The following is a 24,903-nucleotide window of genomic DNA, read 5'->3' on the forward strand; positions in this document are numbered from 1 at the left end:
TTTATCCAGGTAAATTGGGGTACGAGGTTCATCGTGACTCTCATAGCCCTGCCGGGCGTCTACGCCCCGCAAGACGACACCGCCCTGCTGGCCGAGGCGCTGCGCAGCGAGGTACTGCCCCCGCACGCGCGCGTGCTCGACGTCGGCACCGGCACCGGAGCCCTGGCACTGGCCGCAGCGCAACGCGGCGCCGAAGTGACCGCCGTGGACGCCTCATGGAAAGCCGTTCTCACAGCGCGCCTCAATGCACGCCTGGCGCAACTCCCAGTAGAGGTCCTCAAGGGCAGCCTCCTCAAACCCGTGGCCGACCGGACCTTCGACCTGATCATGGCAAATCCGCCCTACGTGCCGGCGCCCTCGACCACTCCCGGCCGAGGCGCGGCCCGTGCGTGGGATGCCGGCCGGGACGGACGCCTCATCCTCGATCGCCTCTGCGCGACAGCACCGGCACTGCTGCGCCCGGGCGGCGTGCTCCTCCTTGTGCATTCCGCACTGAGCGGAGAGGAGCAAACCGTCGGGGCCTTGCGCGCCGCCGGCCTGAGCACATCGGTCGTCGAGCGGCGCGCCGTCGTGTTCGGTCCGGTCCTGCGCTCGCGGCAGACCTGGCTGGAAGCCCGCGGCCTGATCCAAACGGGCCAGGACAAGGAGGAGTTGGTGGTCGTCCGTGCCGAACGAACCCGCTGAGCACCGCCGTCGCATCGTGGTCCAGGACGGCGGACCGACCCTGGTCGAAGGCCCGGTCGAAGTCACCCTCGACGACGGCACGACGGTCGTCTCGGATCGCTTCTGCGTTGCTCTGTGCACCTGCCGGCGCAGCCGCCGCTACCCGTTCTGCGACACCAGCCACCGACGCCGCACCCGCGACTGAGAACCTCGCACGCGGGACACCGGCCGTGCACCCGCTCAGCTCTCGACGCCCGTGGCGCCGTGCGGCGTTCCGACCGGCTTGGACTCCGGTGAGCCCCGTTGACGGAGATAGACGGAGAAGATGGCCATCGAGGCGACGGCGAGCAGCTCTGACTGCCAGTTCTGCAGGCTGCGGCTCCAGAAATCGGCCCCCAGCACGTACTCGCCCCACCCCATGGGGCGCTGCAGTTGGCGCAGCCGCTGCTCGTTGTAGGCGGCGGAGCCTGCGACGGCTTGAGCGAACCACGACAGCAGGAACAGGCCGCCCATGAGCAGGCCGAGGGAGCGGGAGTACACGGTCTGGCGCCAGTCGCGGGTCCGGGCCCAGTGCGGCGAATCCGCGCGGGCGTACTGCCCCACGCGCTGCTCCTTGTCGGACTCCGGGCCTGCTTCGTCGATCTCCTTCGACTCGGGCGAGCCACGCTGGAGCAGCCACACCGTGCCCAGGATGAAGAGAAAGAACTGCAGGTACTCCGACTGCCAGTTCTCCGTGACGTCGACGGCGAACTCCGAGGAGGCGAGGTACGCGGCCAGGCCGATCGGGGCCAGCCCGTCCGCGGCCAACTCATTGTTGAACTCGGCATGGCCCGCGAAAGCCTGTCCGGTCAGGGCGAGCAGGAAGGCCATACCGAAAGCGAGGGTCAGCCCGTTGTCCCGTACGAATCGACGCCTTTTCGCTGTCATCTGTGCATCAGTCCCACCGTGGTGAAGTAGGCCAGACCCGCCAGTACCACGGTCAGGCACAGCACGAACATCGTCCGCATCGCCTCAACTGCCCTTCACGGTGCATCGATACGGCTGCGCGTGCTGCGGGCGGCACCCCGCGGCCACGACCTTCCAGCCCTCGGGAAACTGCGACAGGAACACCGTGTCGTGCTGCAGCACCACACGCGCCTGGCGGCCGAAGACATCCACGGTGCGCACTGCCCCGGCATAGGGAAGCTCCTCCCCCAGCACCGACTCCGCGCAGGTCGCCTCGCCGGACAGTTCCACCTCGGTGCGGGTCCCGGGTGCCAGTGCGCGGCACATCGCGACAGCGTCGCCGTCGCGCACGGCCGCCTCGAATCGGGTGGTGGCGGCGTCGGCGGCATCCCGTCGCTCGTCCGCTGTGCCGCAGGCGACCGTCGAAACCGCGAGGAGGAATGCCCACAGCAGGAGGCCTCGTCCGGACCCGCTCAAGTTACCTCCCGTGACCGACAGCAACGCTCTGTGCCCATCCTGAGCCGACACCCGGGCGGCGACGCGGGTGACACGCCTTGGCCGGGGATGAGGTGATCGGCCAAGTGGCGCCGCCGGACGATCCGGCGGACCGTGGAAGGAGACTTGCCCTCATGGAGAGGACGCCCTGGTGGTCCGGCGTGGAGAGGCCGTCATGGAACCCCGACGTGCATCGCGGCAGCGCGCTCCGCAGCTGCCGCAGCCCCGCGGAGAGTTGTCCGCCGCGCTCCTGGCGGCGCTGCCGGGCGACGACGGCGTCCGGCTCCCCACGGACCAGGTACCCCGTGCCGATCCCTTCGGCGAGGACCTGCAGCTCGCCCTGTACGTGCTCTACGAACTCCACTACGCGGGCTTCGCGGGCGTGCAGGACGAACGGGAATGGGATCCCGATCTGCTGGGCCTGCGCCGCGCACTCGAGCAGCGATTCCTGCACGGTCTGCGGGCCGACGTTGCGGGACCGGCTGGTGTGGAAGAGGCGCTGTCCGCGCTCCTGACCGAGCCCGTCAAGCCTCCCGCCGACAGCGTCAGCCACCACCTGGAGCGTGACGGAGAGCTGTGGCAGCTGAGGGAGTACGCGGCCCTGCGCTCGCTCTATCACCTCAAGGAGGCCGATCCGCACGCCTGGGTCATCCCCCGGCTGCGGGGGCGTGCCAAGGCGGCGATGGTGGCCATCGAGTACGACGAGTTCGGCGCGGGGCGGGCCGAGCGGATCCATGCCCGGCTGTTCGCCGAGCTCATGGCCGACCTCGGCCTGGAGACCGACTACGGCCACTACCTGGACGCTGCTCCGGCCGAGGCGCTCGCGACGGTCAACCTCATGTCCCTGCTCGGCCTGCACCGCGCCCACCGCGGTGCGCTGGTCGGTCACTTCGCCGCCGTCGAGGTGACCTCGTCGCCCGGTTCGCGACGGCTGGCCAACGCCCTGCGCCGCACGGGAGCAGGGCCGGCCGCACAGCGCTTCTACGACGAGCACGTGGAAGCCGACGCCGTCCATGAGCAGGTGGTACGGCGTGATGTCATCGGCGGCCTTCTCGACGCCGAGCCCGCTCTGGAGCCGGACGTGGCCTTCGGCATCCACGCCACCGGATACCTCGAGGACCGCCTCGGAGTACGGCTCCTGAGCGCCTGGCGCCAACAGCGCAGTGCGCTCCGTACACCCTTGCAAGCCGCAAGACGCGCAGAGGAAGCAGAGGAAAGCGGGTGAGCATGGAACGCGCGGCGCTGTTCGATGTGGACGGCACTCTGACCGACACCAATCATCTGCACATCGTGGCCTGGTGGGAGGCGTTGCGGCAGACGGACCACGTCGTGCCGATGCACGCCGTCCACCGCGCCCTGGGCCGCCCGTCGAGCGATCTGCTCGAGGAGCTGCTCGGCAAGGAGCGCGACAGCGAACAGGACGACGGGCTGAGCGCGGCGCACAGTGCGCTCTACGGCCAGTACTTCGACCGTCTCGCCGCCTTCCCGCGGGCGGGTGACCTGTTGCGCGAACTGGCCGCGGACGGCTGGCGGATCGTCCTGGTCACGTCGGCCGGGGGCAGCGAACTGAAGGCACTGCGCCGCGCCATCGACGCGGACGAAGTCATCTTCGCGACAGCCAGCGCCGATGACGTGTCCGAGGGCAAGCCCGCGCCCGAGCCGGTCGAGCACGCCCTGCAGCTGGCGGAAGTCGCCGCCGCGCAGGCCGTGTTCATCGGGGACAGCGTGTGGGACATGAAGGCCGCGGTCCGCGCCGGTGTACGAGCGGTCGCCGTGCTGTCGGGCGGCATCCCGCGGGCAGATCTGGAAGCGGCCGGGGCGCAAGAAGTGTTCGACGACCCGGCCGACCTACTGGCGCACCTCAAGAACGGTCCGCTCGCTCTCGGCTCCTGAAGAACGGTCCGCTGGCGCTCGGCCCGCGCGCTCCTGAGCCCCGCGCCGTGATTCGCTCGCCGCGGAAGGGACACAGTCATCGTCATGGACGCGTTCATCGACCGCCTCGACTACCCCCTGTACGTCGTCACCGCCGCAGCGAACGGCGAGCGGGCCGGCTGCCTCGTCGGCTTCGCCTCGCAGTGTTCGATCCGGCCCGTGCGGTTCACCGTCTGGTTGTCCAAGGTCAACAAGACCTTCCGAACCGCCCAGGCAGCCGACCACGTCGGCGTGCACCTTCTGACGCCCGAGCAGCACAGCCTCGCGGAACTCTTCGGCGGCCGCACGGGCGACGACACCGACAAGTTCGCGGACCTCGCCTGGACGCCGGGGCACGCCGGAGTGCCGGTCCTCGACGCCGCACCGGCCTGGTTCATCGGCCGTATCGCAGCACGCAGCGATACGGGTGACCATGTCGGCCTGCTGCTCGATCCGGTCGAGCACAGCACAGCGGCGTCACCGGAAGGTGGCGTGTTCCGGCTGAGCGACGCCTCCGATATTTCGCCGGGCCATCCCGTCGACTGACGCCCCGGCCGGTACAGCCGCGGTCAGCCGGCAAGGTGGTTGGCGGCGATGTAGCCGAAGGTCATGGCCGGTCCGATCGTCGAGCCGGCACCGGCGTAGCTGTGACCCATGACGGCGGAGCTCGCGTTGCCCGCCGCGTACAGGCCGGGGATCACCGAGCCGTCCGCGCGCAGCACCCGGGCGCGGGCGTCGGTGACCAGGCCGCCCTTGGTGCCGAGGTCGCCGGGCACGATCTTGAAGGCGTAGAACGGGCCCAGCCAGAGCGGGGCCAGGCAGGAGTTCGGGGTGACTCCGGGGTCCGTGTAGTAGTGGTCGTAGACGCTGTCGCCGCGGTGGAAGTCCGGGTCCTCGCCGTTTCTGGCCTGGGAGTTGAAGCGGTTGACGGTGGCCTTGAGTGCGGCGCCGGGGACACCGATGCGCGTCGCGAGCTGGTCGAGGGTCCATGCCTTGTGGACCGCGCCGGACTGGTACCAGGAGTCCGGGAAGACGAAGGTCGGCGCGATGTCCTTGAACAGGTACCGGTTGCGGTAGTTCTGGTCGACGATCAGCCAGGCCGGGATGTCGGGTGCGGCGGCGTTCTTCTCGTACATCACATGGACGACATCGCCGTACGGTGCCGCCTCGTTGACGAACCGGGCGCCCGCCTGGTTGATCAACAGGCCGCCGGGCAGGGTGCGTTCGGCCAGGCAGAAGTACGGCTCGTTCGGCAGCGGGATCGCCGGGCCCCACCACGCGTCGTCCATCAGACCGAGCGCGCCACCTGCCCGTGCGCCCGCGCGGATGCCGTCCCCGGTGTTCTCCTTGGCGCCGACCGTCCATGCGGTGCCGATGGGCTGCTGCTGGTACTGGGCCCGCATCGCGGCGTTGTGCTCGAAGCCGCCGGAGCCGACGATCACACCGCGCCGGGCCTTGAGGAGGGCCGGGGCGCCATTCTTGGTCACCACCACCCCGCGTACGGCGCCGTTTTCGATGTGCAGGTCGGTGAGCGGGCAGTTGTGCCACACCGGTACGTTCGCCCGCATCAGCCCGGCTCGCAGTCCGCCCGCGAGCGCCTGGCCCATGGTCAGCGGCTTCACGCCGTGCAGCGCGGCGTTGGTCGCGCGGGCCAGACACTCGTTGGCCACGGCGAAGCCCTTGGAGTTCACCAGGGACAGGGTGAGCCATTTGTAGTCGGCGCTGAAGACGACCATGCCGGCGGGGACCGGCATGTACGCGTCGTTGAGGCGGTCGAGTTCGGCTCCGAGGATGCGGCCGTCCAGCAGATCGGGCTCGATGGACCGGCCGCCGGGAAGGCCGCCCGGCAGCTCCGGGTAGTAGTCGCTGTAGCCGGCCATGTAGCGGAACTTGAGCGGGCTGTGGGCGATCACGAAGTCGAGCATCGCGGGCCCGTGGTCGAGGAACGCCTGCTGCCGGGCGAGCGGCACCTCGTCGCCGACGACCGCCGCGAGATAGGTGGCGGCCTTCTGCGGGGTGTCGGGTACGCCGGCCGCGCGGATCACCGAGTTGTTGGGGATCCAGATCCCGGCGCCGGAGCGGGCCGCGGACCCTCCGTAGGTAGCCGCCTTCTCCACGACGACACAGCTCAGGCCGCGTGCGGCAGCGGTCATCGCGGCCGTCATCCCGGCCGCGCCCGCACCGACCACGACGACGTCGAACTCCCCCGCCACGGGAGGGTCCGCGGCGTGCGCTGCGCCGGGCAGTCCGGTGGCGACGGCCACGGAGGCGGCCGCCGAGGCACCCAGGAGGCTGCGGCGGGAGGGTCTGACGGGCTCGGACGAGGCGTTTTCGGGCATGGCGTATCGCTCCTGCGGGGTGAGGCAGTTCGGGAGGTGAGCGGTGCGCGTGCTGGTCAACTGCCCGTGGGGACAGGGGACTTGAACCAGTGCCCGGTGAGGTTTGCGCGAGGGTCTTGTGAAGTCAAGACACAGTCGCGCACGCGGAGACATGGCCACCCGCCTCTGAGGGCGACCTCCACCCCACGCGCATTCACCGCGGTGTCCGGGGAACTCGGCAACGCACAACAAGTGTCCCGACATGATCCTGAATCAGGGAGAATCCGGTGTCTTTCTCCGATCCCTCGCATACGCCGTACGGTTCCGCGCACACCACCACGTCCATGACTCCGGGCGTGCGACAGAGCAACGGACTGGCGATCGCTGCACTGGTGCTGGGTGTCGCGGCCCTCCTGCTCTTCTGGACCGTGATCGGCGGAGTCGTCCTCGGTGTGCTGGCCGTCATCTTCGGCATCATCGGAGCCCGCAGGGCACGTGCGGGCCGGGCTCCACACAAGGGCATCGCGATCGCCGGTGCGGTACTCGGCGTCCTGGGCGTGATCGCGTCCGGCGTCATCATCGCGATCGGTGCGTCGATCTGGAACTCGGACGAGTTCAAGAGCTTCGAGGACTGCGTCCGCAACGCCGACTCGCAGAGTGAACGCGACGCATGCGAGCGGGACTTCGAGCGGGATCTCAACAACTGACCGCAGTCAGATGCCACTTCGGCGTCGGCAAAGGCAACAGCAACGGCCCACCGTCCGATACGACGGTGGGCCGCGGTCACCGAGGGCGCGCCCCGGCTCGGCAGGCGCCGGGGTGCGCGCTCACCAGTTGTAAATGATCTCCCCGTCGCTGTTGACGTACTTGAACGACCCGTCCTCCTGCCCGATGATGCACGCGTATCCGCCGGCCGGCGTCTCGCCGCAGAACGTCGCGGCACTGGCCGAACCCGCCGCCAGGAACCCGCCGCCCACCAGCATGCCCGTGGCGGCGACGGTGACAGCAACCCTCCGGATCCGCCTGCGCACCGCTGTCGTCGTGTGAGTGGTCTTCCGCTGCATGACTGACTCCCTGTTACCGATGACTCTTCGGTCAAAAGGGCTTCGCAGCGGCCCGGCTGCCGGATTGCTCACGGGGAGAAAACGGAGGCACCGCCGCCGCGGAACGGCGTAGGGAACATGAGCTGGTACTGGTCGTGACATGTCGCCTGTACCGGGCCAGATTGGGCATCATCGCCCTTTCGGGGCGGGCATACAGGGAGGGCGTCATGGCTGTTCCGAAGGAACCGGTCAGGATCTACAACGCAGGAGCCCCGCTGGGCGTCAGCGATGGCAAGGTGTTCGCGTTCATGATGCAGGTCGAGCAGGAGGAAGCGCGCGTGGCGTCCTGGAAGCTCACCGAGATCGCAGGTGGCTACCAGATCCAGGACGTCGGCACGGGCAACTACCTTGCCCTGCCGGAAGGTTACGACGACGGCGAGGGCAACACCTTCGGCGGCCTGCACCAAGCGGTTGCCTCCTCCGACAACCCCAAGACCCCCAACTCGGTCTGGGCCGTCACAGAGCTCGAACCCAACAGCCGTGTCTACACGCTGGCCCTGGCCGGCACCGGCTGGCTCCTCGGTCGCAACAACATCGAGGACCGGACCATCATGCCCAAGGCCGTCTTCGCGGGCAGCGAAGGCGCCGTCACGGAGTTCATCGACATCCAGCCGACCTGACCGAGCCCTTTCCGCACGGCCCGAAGGCCCCCTCGTGCAGAGGGCCTTCGTGGCGACCGTAGTCGACGCCGACCGAGCGGCTCGCCGGGGCGGTGGTCGCACCGGAGCAGCACGAGTTCGGTGCGTTACCGGCAGGCGATGATGCTGCACGCCTCGGCGGGCGGAAACCGGGTGCCGGTAACCGCCCAGCTGGTCCAGGCCGATGAGGACACCGTGCGCGACGTAATCCACCACTTCAACGAGATCGACTGCCCACTCACCCCTGACGACGCGAGGACTTCGTCATCCGGACGGCCACCACCCGCCCCGCCAGGCTCGGCAAGCCCTTCGCCCGCTGGTCGATGCGCAAACTCGCCGGCTACCTGCGGGAAGTGCACGAACGTGTCATCCGCGTCGGCCGTGAAGCCTTACGCAAGGAACGCGCCCGCATCCGCAGCGAGAAGGACATCCACTGGGGCGGACGCCGCCTCAACGCCGCAGCCTGACCGACCGCGAACCGCAGCCCCGGAGTGCCGAAAGGGACAAGTGCATGAGAAGGACAGCGGCAGAAGGACGACTCAGGAGGCGGACGGCTCGATCTCCCCCGCGAAGACGATGACCTGGTCGATGAGGCTCCGCCGCAGATGGACGACGTCCGTTCCCGCCAGGCGGGGGCCTCCGTCCGGCGTCGTGAAGACCCACTGGTACCGGGCCCACTCGCCGGGCATGTCCACCGCCGAACAGCGCACCATCGTGCCGGTCCCCGCGGGGTGGCTTCGGATGTCCAGCATGAACCGCTCGACCGCCTCGATCCCCTCACTGCGGCCCAACGGTCCCCAGAAGACCACGTCCGAGGTCAGGGCCTGGGAGAGCAGCGCGGTCACATAGCTGTCGTCCGAGGCGTTGAACGCGGAGATGAACGTGTCGATCGCGGACCGCGCGGTCTCTTCCTGCTGTTCCTGCATGCACCAGTAATACCAGTCGCCTCGCGGGCCGCGCTCGTCCCGTGAGCCGTCTCCCGACCACGGTGAACGATCCCGGTCACAGCACTAGACAGGGTCGATGCGGCCGAACAGGCCGGCGTGGCCGGGCGGGAGCTGGATGAGGATGCGGCGCAGCAGGGCGTCGTCGGCCAGCGCTGCCAGAGCGGCGAGCACTGCGTTCACCGCGCGCCTGGCATCGGCCGCCTCGTCATTGCCCCGTTGCGCCACGGCGTCGATGAAGGCCGTGGGGGTCAGGGGTTCGCTGGCCGGCTCGCTGCCGGTGAGGACCGGACCGCATTGTTCCGGCAGCAGTCTGGCCAGGTCGGTTCGGTCGTCGCCGACCAGGTGCGAGCCGAGGACCTCCAGGACTTGGTGCAGGGCCCGGGCGGCCTCTTCATGTCGGTCGTAGCCACCGCGGTCGGTGATGTCGGCCAGCAAGGTCTGCAATGAACTGTCCACGGTGACTCCTTGACGTCATACGGTCCGTGAGCGCGCGTCAGGCGCGGTGGCGGGCAGCGGGCAGCGGGCAGCGTGGTGGTCAAGCCGGAACCCGGTCGCGGACGAAGCCGTGCACCGCGTTGAGGGTGCCGCCGGAGGTGAACACCTGACCTCGCACCGCCGCGAAGGCGGCGCCGAGTTCCGTGCGGTCGGTGCGACTGAGGTGTTCGCAGGCTCCGTTGAGGAAGGTGCGCTCCTCGTCGTCGATATGGCGGGAGACCGCCCTGGTGAGCTGCTCCAGGCGCCAGTCCCACTCCCATGAGCCGGTCACGGCGACCTCGAGGAGTGCGAGCAGGATCTTGCTTCCTTCAAGGTGCTGCGCTGCGCAGTGTTTTACCGCCTCCGCGGGTGCGTCGACACAGAACCTCAGCGTCGGGTGCACCGTCACCTCCGTGGCCTCGCCATGGGCGATGAACAGGTCGGCGAAGTCGAGCAGGGCCGCGGGCCGGTCGGCTTCGACGCTGCGCATCAGGCGGAGCAGGTCTTCCATCGTCCGGTGGTCCTTGAGGATCAGCTCGACGACATCCTGGGGCACGGCCGTCATGGTGCGCCTCCTCCGTAGGGGGTCGGTTCCCGGAGGCGGTTACCCCCGGTGGTGTCCGCGCAATGCCTCCTGTCCCCCGAATGCTCGAGGCGCCCAGGTCAGCTCGGCTTGCGGACCGCATGCCGGCTGTCGGTGCCGAACAAGGTTGCGGACCTTGGGGGCAGGGAAGGACCAGTGGACAGGACCGGCCGCGCGGACCAGACCGCAGCCCCGGGTCCATCACCAGTCCCTGGAGGGGAAGTGATCCGCCATGCGTACGCGTGCGCGTACCCATAGGCGTTCCGCACGAGTCGAGTACTCCCTGCCGCGAGATCCGTCTTCGCCCGGGCGAGCACGGAAGCTGACCTCCGCATTTCTCGCCCGTGCTCAGGGCCGTACGGCAGGAGTGAGCACCGAACGCGCCGATGACGCCGCCCTCATCGTGTCCGAACTGGTCACGAACGCCACCCGCCATGGCCGCAGTCCCTGCCGGCTGCGGCTGCGGGTGGCCGACGACCTGGTGGTCGTCGAGGTCTACGACAGCAGCCCCGCGCAGCCGCGGATCCGCGCGCTGACGGACGACGGCGAGCACGGCCGCGGTCTGGCCATGGTGCGGCATCTGGCCCGGCACCTGGATGTCACCTCGGCCGCCGGAGGCGGCAAGACGGTGCGTGCGATCCTCGCCGGCTAGCGCATTCGCTGTACATGGGCCAGGTGTCGCGACGATCGTCGGCCGGCAAGGCTTCCTGCAGGACCTGAACGAGCCGTCGAGATGTGACGCATGGTGCGCATGCCGTGCTTGATGTCACAGTCCGTCAGGTCACAGGAGTATTACGGCGATTGGCGGGTATCAGCCAGGGCACGACGCGCCCCCGGCCAGGAGGGCGCCCCTTTGACTTCGGGAGCGACCATGGCGTCCACGACCGGCAGCAATCCCGTCGGCACGATCACGCGTGCGGAACGACATACCGGTGGGCAGGGGAGCGCGACTGCCCTGCCCGGCCTGGAGGGCCTGCCTCCGTTGCCCGATCCCGCGAGCGTGACCGCCGCCGATGCCCGGGCCCTGTCCAAGGTGCTGTTCGCCCGCCTCGACACACTGGAGGAGGGAACTCCTCAACACTCCTACGTGCGCAACACGTTGGTGGAGTTGAACCTCGCCCTGGTGCGCTTCGCCGTGGGTCGCATGGGGGTGCGCGGTGAGACGTACGAGGATGTCGTCCAGGTCGGCACCATCGGACTGATCAAGGCGATCAACCGGTTCGAACCGCAGCGCGGTGTGGAGTTCCCGACGCTGGCGATGCCCACCATCATCGGCGAGATCAAGCGCTACTTCCGCGACACCACCTGGGCCGTGCACGTCCCGCGGCGCCTGCAGGAACTGCGCCTCGAGCTCAACAAGGCCACCGCCCGGCTCGAGCAGAGCAACGGTCGCCGACCCACCGTCGCCGAACTCGCCGCGGAACTGGGCCTCGAGGAGAGCGACGTGATCGAGGGCTTGGTCGCCGCCAACGGCTATACCGCGTCCTCGCTCGACTACCCGAACGACACGGAGAGCCCCGAGGACAGCCTCGCCGACCACATCGGCTTCGAGGACCGGGCTCTGGAGAAGGTCGACGACCTGCACGCCCTCAAGCCGCTCCTCGCGGCCCTGCCCGACCGCGACCGCAGGATCCTGGCCCTGCGGTATGGCACCGATATGACGCAGAGCGCCATCGGCAGGGAGTTCGGTATCTCGCAGATGCACGTCTCCCGCATCCTCGCCCGCACGCTGCAGGGGCTGCGCACCAAGCTCACCGCGCCGCGCTGACGCCAGTGGCCCCGGCCGTCCATGGAGCGGACGACCGGGGCCGCGTGCTGATCGGGGGGCCGATCAGGGCAGGATGTTGATCTTGAAGGTGGACGTGGTGTTGCGGATGTTCTCGGCGTTGTCGCTCATCTTCAGGTTGTGGAAGGTGACTTCACCGACGGCCGGTCCCTGACCGGCTTCCGGCATCTCGTTGGCCCACAGGCCGAAGCCCGACTTGTGGTCGTAGGCGTCGCCGCTCTTACGGGCTCCTGTGATGGTGATGTCCCGCAGGATGGTGTCCTTCATGGGGTTCTGCGGCTGTCCTCCCACGTAGTTGGTCTGGAACATGATTCCGCTGTACGTGGGGTCGGTGATGTCCACGTTGTTGATGCGGATGCCCTGGAAGACCTTCGAGGCGGAGAACAGCCAGATGCCGGGGAAGGTCTGGCCGTTCCAGAAGTGGCCGCCCGCCCGTTCGATCGAGATGTTCTCCAGCGTCGTGGGCTCGGTCCCGAAGCCGTTCATCGGGTAGCCGAAGTCCAGGGAGCTGACCGTGATGCCGGAGTAGACCAGGGTGTCGGCGATACGGATGTTGCGGAAGGTGTTGTTGTAGCCGCCGTATACGGCGATGCCGGCCGCACGCCAGGTCAGGGTCGTGGTCAGGTTCTCGTAGACGTTGTTCTTCATGTCCGCGCCGCCGGCGTCGATCGCCGAGAACAGCGCGAAGCTGTCGTCGCCGGTGGCCCGGGCGTCGTTGTTGGAGACGAGGTTGTCCGTGCTGCCGTTGGTCATGTTGACGCCGTCGGCGAACATGTTGCGGATCCGCGAGTTCTTGATGGTCATACGGTCCGTGTTGGCGCCCCAGTACAGGCACACCATGTGCTCGTTCCAGATGTTGTCGATGGTGATGTCGGCGACGTTCTGGAAGTCGAACACCTTGCCCGGACCGTCGATCCGGGTCGTGTAGTTGCCGAAGTAGGCGAATCCGCTGAACGACGAGCCGTTGGCAGTCGCGTCGGCGCGGAAGCCGATGTCGGTGTTCTCCTGGGACTTGGGGGCGTGGAAGCGGGTGTACCAGGGCCCGGCGCCGACGACCTTGACCGTCTTGCCGTAGACCTGGAACTTGCTGCCGGTCTCGTAGTCGCCGGGCGGCAGGTAGACGCCCTTGAGCGTGTTGGTGGTGTCCATGCGGACCTTGTCCAGGGCGTTCTGCACGTCCTGGTGGGAGAAGCCGGCCGGTACGGCGAAGGTCGCCGGGTCGGGGTTGGCCTGGGGTGCCACCTGCTCCAGGTCGATGAAGTCGATGGCGTACTTGGAGGTGTTGGCGCCGTCCTTCTGCAGCCTGATCTTGCTGCCGGCCTTCACCGTCTCGCCGAGCAGGAGATGCGCCTCGTCGTAGATGTGCCGGGCCGGTCCCGCGCTCGGGGAGTTGCCGGGTGAGCCTTCGGCCCCGTACAGCCAGGCGTACTTGGAGGTGAGGTCGAGCGCCTTGCGGAAGACGCCGTCGACGTACACGTTCAGGGTCGCGTTGGTCCCGCCGCCGCCCGCCGCGTCCGGGATGGAGAAGCGGGTGACCAGCGTGTTGGTGTCCTGCTTGGCGGTGAACTCCACGGACGCACCGGTGGCGTCGAGGGTGACGGCCTTGCGTCCGGAGGCCTCGCCGGCCAGGTCGCCGATGGTGCGGTTGGGGCCGACGACCTGCGCGCCGCCGCCGACGACGCCGTCCTCCGCTTCGTAGGTGTCGTACGGCATGTCGGCGCCGCGGCCGACGTACAGCGACTTGGTGCTGGTGTTGTTCTCGCGCTTGACCGGCAGTTCGTTGGTGTCGGCGGCGATCACCGTCTTGACGGTGTATTTGCCGTTCGCGGCCGTCCAGGTGCCGAGTGCGACCGGCGCGGTGGTGTCACCCGCGCCGATGGTGCCCGAGTACGGCTTGGTCAGGGTTTTGACGGTGTCGCCCTGGGCGTTCTGCACGGTCAGCGTGATGGCGTGGTCGCCGGACGCGGACGCCTGGCTGCCCTGGTTCTTGATCGCGACGCTGAAAGCGACCTCCTTGCCCGCGGAGGGAGCGGAAGGCGACCAGCTCACCGGCGACGCCACCAGGTCCGAGGACTGAACCGGCTTGACCACCAGGGGACTTGGTGCCGTGTAGGTGTTGTTGGCCTCGTTCTCCTCGATGACGGCGTTGTTCTCGTCGACGACGGCGCTCAGCGGGTACGAGCCCGCGTCCTGCGGATCGACGGTGGTGCTCACGGTGGCCGAGGCGCCCGCGGCGAGCGCGGCGACCGGCTTCGTGCCGACCGTCTCGCCGCCCAGCTTGAAGGTCACCTCGCTCGCGCCGGATGCCTCCGCGCCCCGGTTGTGCACCGTGGCGGTCAGCGTCAGCTGGTCGGTCTCCACCGGCGCGTCCGGCGCGTGCGTGAGCTTGGTGACCTCGAGGTCGGGGTTGGGTGCGGGGGTGCCGATGACCTCGAACTCGGCGGCCTGGCCGGCGCTCGACCCGCTGTTGGCGGTGAACTGGAGCCGTACGTCGGCGACGCGTGCCGAGACCGGGATCGTCACGGTGTTCTGGTTGCCGGACGGGCTGAAGGAGTACTCCTTCTCCCCCGCAAGCGAGGTGAAGCTCGTGGCCTTCTGCTCGCGGCCGAGTACCTCCACCTTCTGGGTGCGCGCGCTCCAGGCGGCGTCCGGGTTGAGCTTGACGACGACCGCGTCGATGTCGGCGTTGGCGCCGAGCTTCACGGTCAGCGTGTTCGGGTAGCTGCCGGCCGCGCCCTCCCAGTACGTGGAGGTCTGGCCGTCGTTGGCGTTCGCGGCGACGAACGAATGGATCACGGAGGAGGCGCTGATCGGCTTGCCCACGGCCAGGTTGGAGCCTTCGAGGGTGCCGGGTCGCGTCACCGTGTTGCTGAGGGCGGAGACGTTTCCGGCGGCGTCGCGGGCTCGCACCGCGTACGAGACGGTCTCGCCGGCGGACCGCGGATCGGTGTAGGTGGTCACGTCACCGCCGAGCGTCTTGAGCAGTGCGCCGTCCGCGTACACGTCGTACGCGGTGACCTTCACGTTGTCCGTGGACGCGCCCCAGGTCAGCTTGATCTGACCGGCCGCGGGCTGGGTGTAGGCGAGATTCGATGGGGCGGTGGGGGCCTGGGTGTCCCCCGAATCTGCCTTGCGGGTCACGGAGTTGCTGTTCGGCGAAGTGTTGCCCGCCGCGTCGCGGGCGCGCACGTAATACGTGACAGTGGCGTTCGCCGGCTGTGTGTCGGTGTAGGTCCGCACGTTGCCCGCGACCGTGGTGCGCAGCTCGCCGTTGGCGTACACGTCGTAGGCGCTCACGCCGGTGTTGTCGGTGGCCGCGTCCCAGGTGAGCTTGATCTGGCCGGCGGCGGGCTCGGTGTAGGCGAGGTTCGCGGGCGCGGTGGGCGCCTGGGTGTCGCCGCCCGCCGGGCCGTAGATCTCCAGCTCGGACAACTGGCCGGCGGGCTGGCTGTCGTTGGCGGAGACAAGGACGCGGACGTAGCGGGTGGTGGCGGTGTCGAAGGTGAGCGTCGCCGTGTGCCCGGTGGCCGTCGAGAAGGCGTACGCCTTGGCCGCGCTCAGATCGGTGAAGTCCGTGCCGTTCTCGCTGCCCTGGATCTTCAGGGTCTGATTGCGTGCGCCCCAGGTCACGGGGACGCGCAGGACCACCTCGTTGACGCGGACCGAGGCGCCGAGGTCGGCCTGGATCCACTGGGGCAGCTTGTTGTTCTCGCTCTCCCAGTAGCTGGCACGGTTGCCGTCGTTGGCGTTCGCCGCGACATACGTCTCGGTGTGGCTGCTGGCCTTGAGGGTCTTGCCGAGGGCCAGGTTGGCCGAGGTCTCCTCGGCGGCGAACACCTGCAGCTCGGACAACTGGGCCGCGGGCCAGCCGGTGTTCGCGGTGATCTGCACCCGTACGAACCGGGTCTGCGCGGCCGGGAAGTCGATGGTCACCGTATTGCCGCTACCGGGGGCGAAGGAGCGCGCGGCGGAGGCGGCGAGGGTGCTGAACCCGGTGCCGTCCTGGCTCCCCTGCACGGTCAGGGTCTGACTGCGGGCCTCCCAGGACGGCGGCAGCTTCAGGACCACCTGGTCGACCCGGGCGGCTCGGCCGAGGTCGACCTGTACCCACTGCGGGAAGGCGCTGCCCGAACTTTCCCAGTACGAGCCGGAGTTGCCGTCCGTGACCTGGCCCGGGCCGAATCCGCCGTTCGCGCTGCTGGCGGTGGCGGGCTTGCCCGCGGCGAGGTCGGGTCCGCCGGCGGCCACGGCGCTGAGGCCGGGCAGGCACAGCAGGAGCAAGGTGGCGACGAGAGCTGCGGCGAGGGTCCGCCATGTACGCGGGGAGCGCCACGCTCTCTCGCGTCCTGGTGGTGCGGCTGATGCGGGTCTGATGCGACTCATGGGTCCCGTAGCTCCTTTGCTCTCTCCTGATGCCCAATTGCCCTCGCTTTGCAGGAGAGTTGCAGAGAACTGTCGTCTTGACCACAGCCCGGACGGAACTTCAGCTTCCCGGCACTGCGAGACCCCGTCAGACGGACGCAAAAACCTTATGCATCGCCGCAACTGATCGTCAGGGATGCGACATTCTGCGACCAGACCTCTTGTGGGTCGCGGTCGCCCGCCCTAGCCTCACCTTCGCCCAGCGTCTTGCGCCCGGTACCTGATGCTTCGTCGAGCTCAGCCACACCGCGGCCGCCGCAGAGAAACGAGTCGCTCCGATGCCGCTGACCATCCGCCGTACCCGTAGAGGAAGACCCGGGGCAGTGAGCGTCCTCACCGTCCTGGTCCTGGCCACCTCGGGCCTCACGGCCGCCTCATCCGCGGCCGAACCGCCCACCGCCGCCGACCCGACTCCCGTGACCCGCGCGGGACTTGACCCCGCTCTCACCAGCGGCCGCGGCGCGGACGTCCGTTTCCAGGAGCAGGAGGCGGAGAACGCCGTCACCGACGGCGAGCGGATCGGCCCGGACCGCACGGCGTACACGCTGCCCGCCGAGGCCTCGGGCCGCAGCGCCGTGAAGCTCGCGCGCGGCGAGTACGTCGAGTTCACCCTCCCCAAGGCGGCCAACGCGATCACGGTCCGCTACAGCATTCCCGACGCACCCGGCGGCGGAGGCATCAAGGCGCCCCTCGACGTCACAGTCAACGGCACGTCACCCCGCACCATGACCCTGACCTCGGAGTACTCCTGGCTCTACAACCAGTACCCGTTCACCAACGACCCCGGCGCCGATCTCCTGCACCCCGACTGGTGGATCACCGAGTGCTCCTGCGTGCCCAGTGCCACCACGCCCGCGCCGGAGATCAAGAAGCCGTTCCGGCCGATGCACTTCTACGACGAGCAGCGGATGCGGCTGCCCAAGACCTACCGGGCCGGCGACAAGGTCCGGCTCACCGTCCCCGCCGACAGCTTGGCGGACTGGACGGTGATCGACCTGCTCGACTCCGAGGTGGTCGGCGCACCGCACGTACGGCTCAAGGCGGTCAACGCCCTGCTCCACGGCGCCGATCCCACCGGCCGGCGGGACTCCGCGCCCGCCCTGGACCGGGCGATAGCCCAGGCCAAGCGCCTCGATCTGCCCGTGTACGTGCCGCCGGGTACGTATCAGGTGAACCGGCACATCATCGTGGACGACGTCACGATCGAGGGCGCCGGCAACTGGTGGACCGTCTTCAAGGGCAAGCAGGTGAAGCTCGACAAGCCCGCACCTGACGGGTCGCTCCACACCGGCGTCGGCTTCTACGGCCGCAGCGCCGCCGACGGCGGCAGCCGGGGCGTCCACCTGTCCGGGTTCGCCCTCGAGGGCGACGTACGCGAGCGGATCGACACCGACCAGGTCAACGGCGTCGGCGGCGCGATGAGCGACTCCACCATCCGCGGACTGCACATCCGGCACACCAAGGTCGGCCTGTGGTTCGACGGACCCATGGACAACCTGCGCGTGAGCGACAGCATCGTCGTCGACCAGATCGCCGACGCGCTCAACTTCCACACCGGCGTGACCGACTCCAGCGTCTCCCACACCTTCGTCCGCAACACCGGTGACGACGGCCTCGCCATGTGGGCCGAGAAGACGGCGAACGCCCGCAACACCTTCCACCACAACACCGTGCAGTCGCCCGTCCTCGCCAACGGCATCGCCATCTACGGCGGTACGGACACCACCGTGTCCCACAACCTGGTCGCCGACCCCGTCCGCGAGGGCAGCGCTCTGCACGCCGGATCCCGTTTCGGTGCCGAACCCTTCGCCGGGAAGCTGTCGTTCACGAACAACACGACCGCCCGGGCCGGCACGTACGAACTCAACTGGAAGATCGGTCTCGGCGCGATCTGGCTCTACGCCCTCGACCGCGACGTCGACGCGGACATCCGCGTCACCGGCGACCACTATCTCGACTCCACCTACAACGCGATCATGCTGGTGAGCGAGTGGAGCGTGAAGGACAAGTACGCCATCCCGGTGGTCCACTTCAAGGATCTGCGGATCGACGGCACCGGCACCTCGGTGCTCAGCGCCCGGGTCAAAGGGTCGGCGACCTTCGAGAACGTGGACGCCCGCAACGTCGGCGCGGTCGGCGTCAACAACTGCGGCGCCTTCAACTTCCCGCCGACCGGTTCGGAGTTCTCCCTCACCGACCGCGGCGGCAACGACGGAGGTACGGCGGCCGGGTCCTGGCTCGCGCCCTGGATGCTGCCCAACACCATCACCTGCGACGACCGTCCGCCGGTGGTGATACCGCCGGCGCCGGCGCCTTGGTGATCCGGCCAAGTCCCTGACCAGCGGCACCGGTACCTCCGCGCCTCGGCGGGAGTACTGGTGCCGCTTCGTCGGCGGGGCGTGGACTTGACGCATTCACCCTGGCTGTAACCACATGCCCGTTCACTCGTTTGGCGGAGTGAAGGAAGTGTCATGTGACAAGCCTCGGAAGGCGTACAGGTTCCGTGTCCAACTCCCCCCGCCGCACCCTCGTCGGCCGCCGTGGTACGCCCCCGGTCGTCCAGGCGGAAGCCCACCTGGTCGATCAGTACACCCGCCTGGTGAGCCTCGCTTACCTGACGCTGCCCGCCACCCTGACCCGGCACCGCCGCGTCCTGCTCGCCCACGGGATCGTGCAGCGCGCGCTCCCGCGCACCGGCGGTATGCGCGGTGCTCGCCGCGCGGAGGTCGTACCTGCGCAACGCACTGCCGGCGGCGAACACATCGCCGACCATCTGCGTGAGCGAGTACTGCGTGCGGCACTGAACTGCGAGCGCCGCCCCCGTGGATGGCCCAAACGTCTGCCTCCACCACGCACCATGCTGAACCGGCTTCCGGCGGTGTGGGGCCTGCGCCTGTTTCCGCGAGCAGGCGGCGCCGAGGAACTCGCGCTCGGCAATACGCTGGCGCACGTCCCCGCCGCCACGCGGGCCGCCTTCGTGCTGCGGCACCTGGAGCGGCTGTCCGACAGCAAGGTCAACGAGCTCCTTGGAGCCGCGGGCGTACAGGAACCGCACCGAGCCCTGCGGGCCTCGCACCGCCTCGACGCCACAGCGGGCCCCACGGCCGAAACGCTCCTGCGCTCACAGGAGTTCGATGCCTGCTCGGTACAGACGCGGCCCACCGACCTGCTCCGACGCCGGCGGCGCTTCGCACTCCTGTGGGCCGTCACGGCGGCCGTGGCGGTCCTCGTCGTACTGGCGGCTTCGCTCGGCGGTGACGACGGGGAGCAGCCCACCATCGCGCTGCCCGCCGGAGCCGTCGGCCCCGATCAACTGGTGCGCGTGCCGGGCGAACTGTGGGCCGACACCTCACGTGTCGACTTCAGCGCCTGGCCGCCGCGCGGCGACCGGACCGACGACACGCAACTGCTCACCCGGGCCCTCGCCACGTGGGCCGCACCGCCGAAGACGGTCCGCGTCACCAAGAGCGTGGGGGCTACATCCCAACCACCTTCCAGTGAACCGCAGTTGCTGTTCGCCGGTGCGGTGCGCGAGCGCACGGTGGCCGTGTTCCACGACGGGCAGCGGCTGGTGCGCTACACGGAAAGCAGCGGCGCCGAGCCCGCGCTCGACTTCGCCCGCGCAGACGACGCCGATGTGACCACGGCGGCAGCGGTCGTCCTCGACCGCGGCCGCGCGGGTACGCGCTATCTCCTGGCGCCGTGGATCGTCGAGGCGGCCCACCGTGACCTGTTGCGCCCCGACGCTCCGGCCCGGCCGCTGGACTTCGGCAAGGACGGCATCACCGAGCCTGTGGCGAGCCCCTCCGCCAAGGGCCCCTGCGACGCCTGGCCCGTTCTCCAACTGCGCTCGTCCGACCTGATCGTCGAGAAGCACGCCTTCCTCGTCACCGATCTCGGCGGACTCACCCCCGCCCATCTCAGCTACACCCCGCTGCCCGGGCAGGGCGCCCCTGCCCGCCAACCGCGCGAGGCCACCAGCACGAACGCGCTGACCAGCTGGACCCGTACCGCATGCCGGCTGGGCGAGTTCCGTGACGACGGCGTACGAGCGGTCAACGTCTGGGACTTCGCCGAGCAGGAACTGCCGGACCGCGGCGGGCGGGCGGTGTGGTCCTGCACCCGGGCGACCACGTGGCGCGGGCCCGGCCACGTACTGCTGCAGTTCAAGGCGCAGGGCACGGACTCCGCTCCGCTGGTCGGGCGGGCCGATGCGACGGCCGCTTGCAGCCGGTTCGGACAGCACGTCCTGGCCAGCACGCAATGGGTCGCACCTTCCGGCGGGCGCTATCTCCTCGCCGCGGGCAGCAGAGAGGTCGTCTCCCTCAAGGTCACCGGCGCCGTGGAGGCCGCCGTCCAAGGCCGGGCGCTCGCGCGCAAGATCTCCTCCCCCGACGCGCGCGTCAAGGTGCGCGCGCGGCTGTCCGACGGCTCAGGGCTCGACCCCATCGGTACGTAGGACACAGCTCAAGTACGGGTATCCGGCGCGCTGATTGCGTACCCCTACTCAATGCGGACCCGGATTGCCCGGGTCCACAGGGGACTCCGAGGGTGGAGCCACTCGGAGAGGAGTCCCCATGAGCATGACAGGATCGATCCGGCGAAGAGCGGCTGCCGTGGCCACCATGGCACTCGCGGCCGGTCTTCTCGCCACCCAGGCCCCGGCCCTGGCGTCCGCGCCGGCCGAAGAAGGCTCGATACGCAACCAGGGCGCCGCGAACGTGGTGCAGGACCGCTACTTCGTGGTCCTGAAGGACAGCGCCGCCCGCCAGTCGGGCGGGGTGCCCGCGCAGGCGCAGGGGCTGGCGAAGAAGTACGACGGCAAGGTCAAGTACACGTACACCGCGGCCCTCAACGGCTTCTCGGTGACCATGAACGAGCAGCGGGCGAAGCGCCTTGCCGGCGACCCGAGCGTGGCCTACGTCGAGCCGGTGGGCTACGCGCACGCCGTGGGGGAACAGCCCAGCCCGCCGTCCTGGGGCCTGGACCGCGTGGACCAGGCGGATCTGCCACTGAACCAGAAGTACACCTATCCCGACCGGGGCGGTGAGGGTGCCACGGCGTATGTCCTGGACAGCGGTACTCGCCTGAGCCACCAGGACTTCAGCGGCCGGATCACCTCCGGCCCCGACTTCATCGACAACGACAGCAACGCCTCCGACTGCAACGGTCACGGCACGCATGTCGCGGGCACGGTCGGCGGCACGAAGTACGGCGTGGCGAAGAAAGTGAAGCTCGTCCCCGTCCGAGTCCTCGACTGCCAGGGCAGCGGTGCCTGGGACGTCATCGTCAAGGGCATCGACTGGGTGACCCAGAACGGCGCCAAGCCGGGTGTGGTCAACATGAGCCTCGGCGGCGACGGCACGCAGTCCGCGGTGGAGAACGCGGTCAAGAACTCCATCGCCGCCGGTTTCACCTACGCCCTTGCGGCCGGCAACAGCGGCGCTGACGCCTGCGGTTTCACCCCGGCCCGTACTCCTGAGGCGATCACGGTCGGCAACAGCAACGACCAGGACGCCCGCTGGACCGGCAGCCCCGGCCCGAGCAACTACGGCTCCTGCCTGGACATCTGGGCGCCCGGTCGCAGCATCACCTCGGCGGGCCACTCCAGCGACACCGGCTCCGCCACCATGACAGGCACCTCGATGGCCTCCCCGCATGTCGCAGGTGCCGCAGCTCTGTATCTGGACGCCAACCCGTCCGCCACACCGCAACAGGTGCGCACCGCGCTCGTGAACAACGCCGGCAACAAGATCACCAACCCTGGTTCGGGTTCGCCCACCGGCCTGCTGTACACGGGATTCATCAACGGCGGTGAACCGCCCGTCGAGGACGACTTCTCCCTGGCCGCCGATCCGACGGCAGGCGCGGTCGACCCCGGCCAGTCCGCCACCACCACCCTGTCCACCAAGGTGACCAAGGGCGATGCCCAGAGCATCGACCTCACGGCCTCCGGGCTCCCCTCCGGTGCCACGGCCACTTTCGACCCGGCCACGGTCACGGCGGGCAACTCCGCGAAGCTGACCATCGCCACCGGCGCGAGCACCCCGGCGGGCAGCTACCCGGTGACCGTCAAGGGCACCGGTACCGAGGCCTCCCACTCGGTGACGTACACCCTCACCGTCAACGGCGAGGATCCGGGCCCGGGCCGTACGTTCTCCGTGCGCGACTTCCGGATGATCCCGGACGCGGGCACGGTCTCCTCGGCGCTGACCTCCAGCGCGGGCGGAAACGCCCTCAACCCGGTCTCGGTGACCGTGGACATCTCGCACCCGTGCGCCGAGGACCTGGCGCTGACCCTGGTGGCGCCGAACGGCAACCAGTACCGGATCAAGCAGGCCTCGTACGGGTCCTGCACCTGGTTCCCGGGCGGCACGTACACCGTCTCCGGAGTGTCCTCGCTCGCGGCCGGCACCTGGCAGCTCAAGGTCACCGACGCCTATGCGAACGACGTCGGCTGGCTGAACGGCTGGAGCATCACTCTCTGACCGGTCCCGCGTCCCGCAGCTGAACCGAGCCCTCCTCGCGGGAGCCCGCCGCCCTCACCGTGTCCGTGCGGTGAGGGCGGCGGGCAGTTCGGTACGGGAGGTCAGCGACAGCTTCCGCAGGGCCTTGGCGATGTGCTGCTCGACGGTGCGCGGGGACAGCACCAGCTCGGCCGCGATCTCGGCGTTGGTGCGGCCCTCCGAGGCGAGCAGGGCCACCTCCCGTTCCCTGGGCGAGAGTTGCGTACCGTACGCGGGCCGTCCCCGGCGCGGCGCCGGCGGGCCGGCCAGGCCATGGCGCCGCAGTGCCGCGCCGCAGCGCGCGGCGTCGCCGGCCGCACCCAGGGCGTCGAACTGCCGCTCGGCGGCCACCAGTTGATCGGGGGTCTGGTGGGCGTCGAGTGCGCAGCGGCCGGCCCGCTCCAGGGCCAGTGCCGCGTCGTAGGGCTGTGGGATGGCCGCGTACTGCTCGGCGGCCTGTGCGAAACCGGTGCGTGCCTGTCCGGTACGGCCCGCGGACTGGTCGAGCAGCGCCCGGCACAGCTGCAGCGCGGCGGCGGCCAGCGGCGCGTCCCGGTCCTCGATGCCCTCGGCGAACCGGGCGATCGCGCGCTCGGCACCGGCCTGTTCACCGTCACGGGTCAGCAGCTCGACGTACGACGGAACAAGCTCCGCGCCCCACACCCACACGCCCTTGGTGCGCAGCCGCCGCCAGGCCGCTTCCCCTGTACGGCGCGCCTGGGCCGACTCGCCGCGGTCGAGCAGGCCCCGCAGCAGCACTCCCCCGGCCGCGGTGATCACGGGCGCCGCTCCGTTGTCGGGGGCGCTCAGGCCCGCGGCGCGCAACTGCTGGTGGGCGGCGCTCCAGTCGCCGCGGGCCAGGGCGAGCTGCCCGGCCACCAGGTGCGCCTCGGGGCGGGCGGGTGAGAGCGGGTTGCGGGCGGCCAGCCCCGTGGCCCGGTTCTCCAGGTCGGACCAGTTGCCCCGGCCCCAGTCGATGCGCAGGGCGGTGCCCTTGGTGAGGTCCGCGTTGAACTCGGCGCCCACACGGGACGCGAGCTGCAGGGCATGACGGATGAAACGGTCGGCGTGGTCGTAGTGGCCGAGCCACGCGACACCGTCGGCGGCGTTGCACAGGCCGCGCAGCACCTCGATCCGGGTGACGCCGCCGAGCGCGTGCGCGGCGGCCAGTTCCCGGGCCAGCGCCCATACGCCCCGGTCGCCGACCTCGGCGGTGAGGGAGACGCGCCCGGCGAGCACGACCAGCCGCAGCGCGGGATCGCCCGAACGGTCGGCGGCGGTCTGCGCCCGCTCCAGCCAGCGTTCGTTCTCCGCCACCGCGACCCCGGTGAGGAACGGCATGGCCAGGGCGACCATGGCGCGTACCGCCGGCTCCGGGCGGCCGCTCAACTCATCGACGGCGTGCGCCATTTCGGCGAGTCCCTGCTGCGGGCTCGCACCCTGGTTGACGATCAGGAGCGCCAGGTCGCGCCGCAGTTCTCCACGGACGCCGAGGGGCAACTGCTCGCTGTTGATGAGGCGTTCGAGGAGCGCGTGGGTGGTGTCGTCGAGTCCGGACAGATGGCCCGCGACCTGGGCGAGCTTGCGGGCGAGACGAACCTCGGTGGCTCCCGGCAGCCCGTCGGTCGCCAGGGCTTCCTGCAGCAGCTCGGCCGCCGACTGCGGGTCGGGAGTGCGTTGTTGTACGGCCCGGTCGGCGGCGGCTTCCGCGGTGCGCAGCCATGCCTTGGTACTGCCGGCGGCCCGATGGTGGCGGGCGACCCGGTCCAGCGGGACAGGCCGGGGCAGGCGGGCCAGCGCTTCGGCGGCGCGTCCGTGCAGCCTGCGGCGGACCGGACCGGGCAGCTGGTCGAGCACTGCCCGTGCGGCGAGCGGCGGATGGCAGTGGTAGGCGGCCTGCGGTGTCTCCGTGAGCAGGCGCCTGGCCAGGGCAGCGAGCAGGGCGTTCTGGGCGCGTGCGGCGGGCAGTCCCGCCACAGCGGCCAGCACCTTTTCGTCGGCGGGCTCCCCGAGCACGGCGGCGGCGTGGACCATCGCCTGGGCGTCCGGGTCCAGGCCGGAGCACCGGTCCAGGGTGAGCTGAGTGAGGCGGGGCGGGGCGCCGTCCGGGGC

At 69.8% G+C, this 24,903-nt stretch carries 21 protein-coding genes and 1 pseudogene; 13 read left to right on the top strand and 9 right to left on the bottom strand.

Translation table 11 applies throughout. From position 1 onward, the window contains the following. Positions 1-33: 33 nt before the first annotated feature. Positions 34-684 (top strand): HemK2/MTQ2 family protein methyltransferase, encoded by a 651-nt coding sequence (locus G6045_RS14205; RefSeq protein ID WP_328707772.1) that lies wholly within the window; start codon positions 34-36, stop codon positions 682-684. Beyond that, on the top strand, positions 665-868 hold the full coding sequence (locus tag G6045_RS14210) for a CDGSH iron-sulfur domain-containing protein (RefSeq protein ID WP_165332299.1): 204 nt from the start codon (positions 665-667) through the stop codon (positions 866-868). The genes G6045_RS14205 and G6045_RS14210 overlap by 20 nt, the downstream gene beginning before the upstream one ends. Before the next feature lie 35 nt (positions 869-903). On the opposite strand, the gene G6045_RS14215 is transcribed toward G6045_RS14210, so the two are convergent. Continuing rightward, positions 904-1,590 carry a DUF6766 family protein gene (locus tag G6045_RS14215; protein WP_165332300.1) on the bottom strand — a complete coding sequence of 229 codons (687 nt, stop codon included), beginning with the start codon at positions 1,588-1,590 and terminating at the stop codon, positions 904-906. An 84-nt stretch (positions 1,591-1,674) separates the two neighbouring features. Continuing rightward, complete coding sequence (locus G6045_RS14220; protein ID WP_235967887.1) at positions 1,675-2,085, bottom strand: hypothetical protein; 411 nt, start codon at positions 2,083-2,085, stop codon at positions 1,675-1,677. 193 nt (positions 2,086-2,278) lie between these two features. Between G6045_RS14220 and G6045_RS14225 the strand changes: the two genes are divergently transcribed. From G6045_RS14225 to G6045_RS14235, 3 genes are all read left to right on the top strand, one after another. Then, complete coding sequence (locus G6045_RS14225) at positions 2,279-3,328, top strand: iron-containing redox enzyme family protein (RefSeq protein WP_165332301.1); 1,050 nt, start codon at positions 2,279-2,281, stop codon at positions 3,326-3,328. Positions 3,329-3,330: 2 nt separating this feature from the next. Further along, positions 3,331-3,996: an HAD family hydrolase gene (locus G6045_RS14230; RefSeq protein ID WP_165332317.1), complete on the top strand. Its 666-nt coding sequence runs from the start codon at positions 3,331-3,333 to the stop codon at positions 3,994-3,996. Positions 3,997-4,080: 84 nt separating this feature from the next. Beyond that, on the top strand, positions 4,081-4,560 hold the full coding sequence (locus G6045_RS14235) for a flavin reductase family protein (protein ID WP_165332302.1): 480 nt from the start codon (positions 4,081-4,083) through the stop codon (positions 4,558-4,560). 23 nt (positions 4,561-4,583) lie between these two features. Here G6045_RS14235 and kstD read toward each other — a convergent pair whose 3' ends face one another. Continuing rightward, on the bottom strand, positions 4,584-6,353 hold the full coding sequence (kstD, locus tag G6045_RS14240; protein WP_165332303.1) for a 3-oxosteroid 1-dehydrogenase: 1,770 nt from the start codon (positions 6,351-6,353) through the stop codon (positions 4,584-4,586). Between the two features lie 266 nt (positions 6,354-6,619). On the opposite strand from kstD, the gene G6045_RS14245 reads away from it, so the two are divergent. Next, positions 6,620-7,039, top strand: coding sequence for a DUF4190 domain-containing protein (locus G6045_RS14245; protein ID WP_328707773.1), 420 nt, complete (start codon positions 6,620-6,622; stop codon positions 7,037-7,039). 120 nt (positions 7,040-7,159) lie between these two features. Here G6045_RS14245 and G6045_RS14250 read toward each other — a convergent pair whose 3' ends face one another. Next, positions 7,160-7,396: a hypothetical protein gene (locus G6045_RS14250; RefSeq protein ID WP_165332304.1), complete on the bottom strand. Its 237-nt coding sequence runs from the start codon at positions 7,394-7,396 to the stop codon at positions 7,160-7,162. A gap of 206 nt (positions 7,397-7,602) precedes the next feature. Here G6045_RS14250 and G6045_RS14255 point away from each other — a divergent pair, with 206 nt between their 5' ends. Both G6045_RS14255 and G6045_RS14260 read left to right on the top strand, forming a co-directional pair. Next, entirely contained in the window at positions 7,603-8,055 is a 453-nt protein-coding gene (locus tag G6045_RS14255; RefSeq protein WP_165332305.1) for a hypothetical protein, read from the top strand. A 102-nt stretch (positions 8,056-8,157) separates the two neighbouring features. Next, a pseudogene (locus G6045_RS14260) lies at positions 8,158-8,483 on the top strand (IS630 family transposase); the annotation flags it as partial. A gap of 129 nt (positions 8,484-8,612) precedes the next feature. Here G6045_RS14260 and G6045_RS14265 read toward each other — a convergent pair. From G6045_RS14265 to G6045_RS14275, 3 genes are all read right to left on the bottom strand, one after another. Next, entirely contained in the window at positions 8,613-8,999 is a 387-nt protein-coding gene (locus G6045_RS14265; protein WP_165332306.1) for a nuclear transport factor 2 family protein, read from the bottom strand. 84 nt (positions 9,000-9,083) lie between these two features. Further along, positions 9,084-9,476, bottom strand: a complete 393-nt coding sequence (locus G6045_RS14270) for a DUF2267 domain-containing protein (RefSeq protein WP_165332307.1) — start codon at positions 9,474-9,476, stop codon at positions 9,084-9,086. 79 nt (positions 9,477-9,555) lie between these two features. Further along, the gene (locus G6045_RS14275) at positions 9,556-10,059 is read right to left on the bottom strand and encodes a hemerythrin domain-containing protein (protein WP_165332308.1); all 504 of its coding nucleotides are present in this window, start codon (positions 10,057-10,059) and stop codon (positions 9,556-9,558) included. A gap of 250 nt (positions 10,060-10,309) precedes the next feature. Here G6045_RS14275 and G6045_RS14280 point away from each other — a divergent pair, with 250 nt between their 5' ends. Together G6045_RS14280 and G6045_RS14285 are read left to right on the top strand one after the other, a co-directional pair. Next, positions 10,310-10,729 (top strand): ATP-binding protein, encoded by a 420-nt coding sequence (locus G6045_RS14280; RefSeq protein WP_165332309.1) that lies wholly within the window; start codon positions 10,310-10,312, stop codon positions 10,727-10,729. Between the two features lie 219 nt (positions 10,730-10,948). After that, positions 10,949-11,845 carry an RNA polymerase sigma factor SigF gene (locus G6045_RS14285; RefSeq protein ID WP_165332310.1) on the top strand — a complete coding sequence of 299 codons (897 nt, stop codon included), beginning with the start codon at positions 10,949-10,951 and terminating at the stop codon, positions 11,843-11,845. A gap of 63 nt (positions 11,846-11,908) precedes the next feature. Here G6045_RS14285 and G6045_RS14290 read toward each other — a convergent pair whose 3' ends face one another. Further along, positions 11,909-16,246: a discoidin domain-containing protein gene (locus G6045_RS14290; protein WP_206343721.1), complete on the bottom strand. Its 4,338-nt coding sequence runs from the start codon at positions 16,244-16,246 to the stop codon at positions 11,909-11,911. A 317-nt stretch (positions 16,247-16,563) separates the two neighbouring features. Here G6045_RS14290 and G6045_RS14295 point away from each other — a divergent pair, with 317 nt between their 5' ends. The 3 genes from G6045_RS14295 to G6045_RS14305 all read left to right on the top strand — a co-directional run bounded on the left by G6045_RS14295 (position 16,564) and on the right by G6045_RS14305 (position 22,773). Beyond that, complete coding sequence (locus G6045_RS14295) at positions 16,564-18,606, top strand: glycosyl hydrolase family 28-related protein (protein ID WP_165332311.1); 2,043 nt, start codon at positions 16,564-16,566, stop codon at positions 18,604-18,606. Positions 18,607-18,788: 182 nt separating this feature from the next. After that, the gene (locus G6045_RS14300; RefSeq protein ID WP_165332312.1) at positions 18,789-20,744 is read left to right on the top strand and encodes a hypothetical protein; all 1,956 of its coding nucleotides are present in this window, start codon (positions 18,789-18,791) and stop codon (positions 20,742-20,744) included. Positions 20,745-20,862: 118 nt separating this feature from the next. Then, positions 20,863-22,773: a S8 family peptidase gene (locus G6045_RS14305; RefSeq protein WP_206343722.1), complete on the top strand. Its 1,911-nt coding sequence runs from the start codon at positions 20,863-20,865 to the stop codon at positions 22,771-22,773. Between the two features lie 54 nt (positions 22,774-22,827). Here the strand turns inward: G6045_RS14305 and G6045_RS14310 are convergent. Next, positions 22,828-24,903 (bottom strand): helix-turn-helix transcriptional regulator (locus G6045_RS14310; protein WP_165332313.1); only part of this gene is annotated, 2,076 nt, incomplete at its 5' end.

It is taken from the genome of Streptomyces mesophilus (genome assembly GCF_011044995.1).
GTDB lineage: Bacteria > Actinomycetota > Actinomycetes > Streptomycetales > Streptomycetaceae > Streptomyces > Streptomyces mesophilus.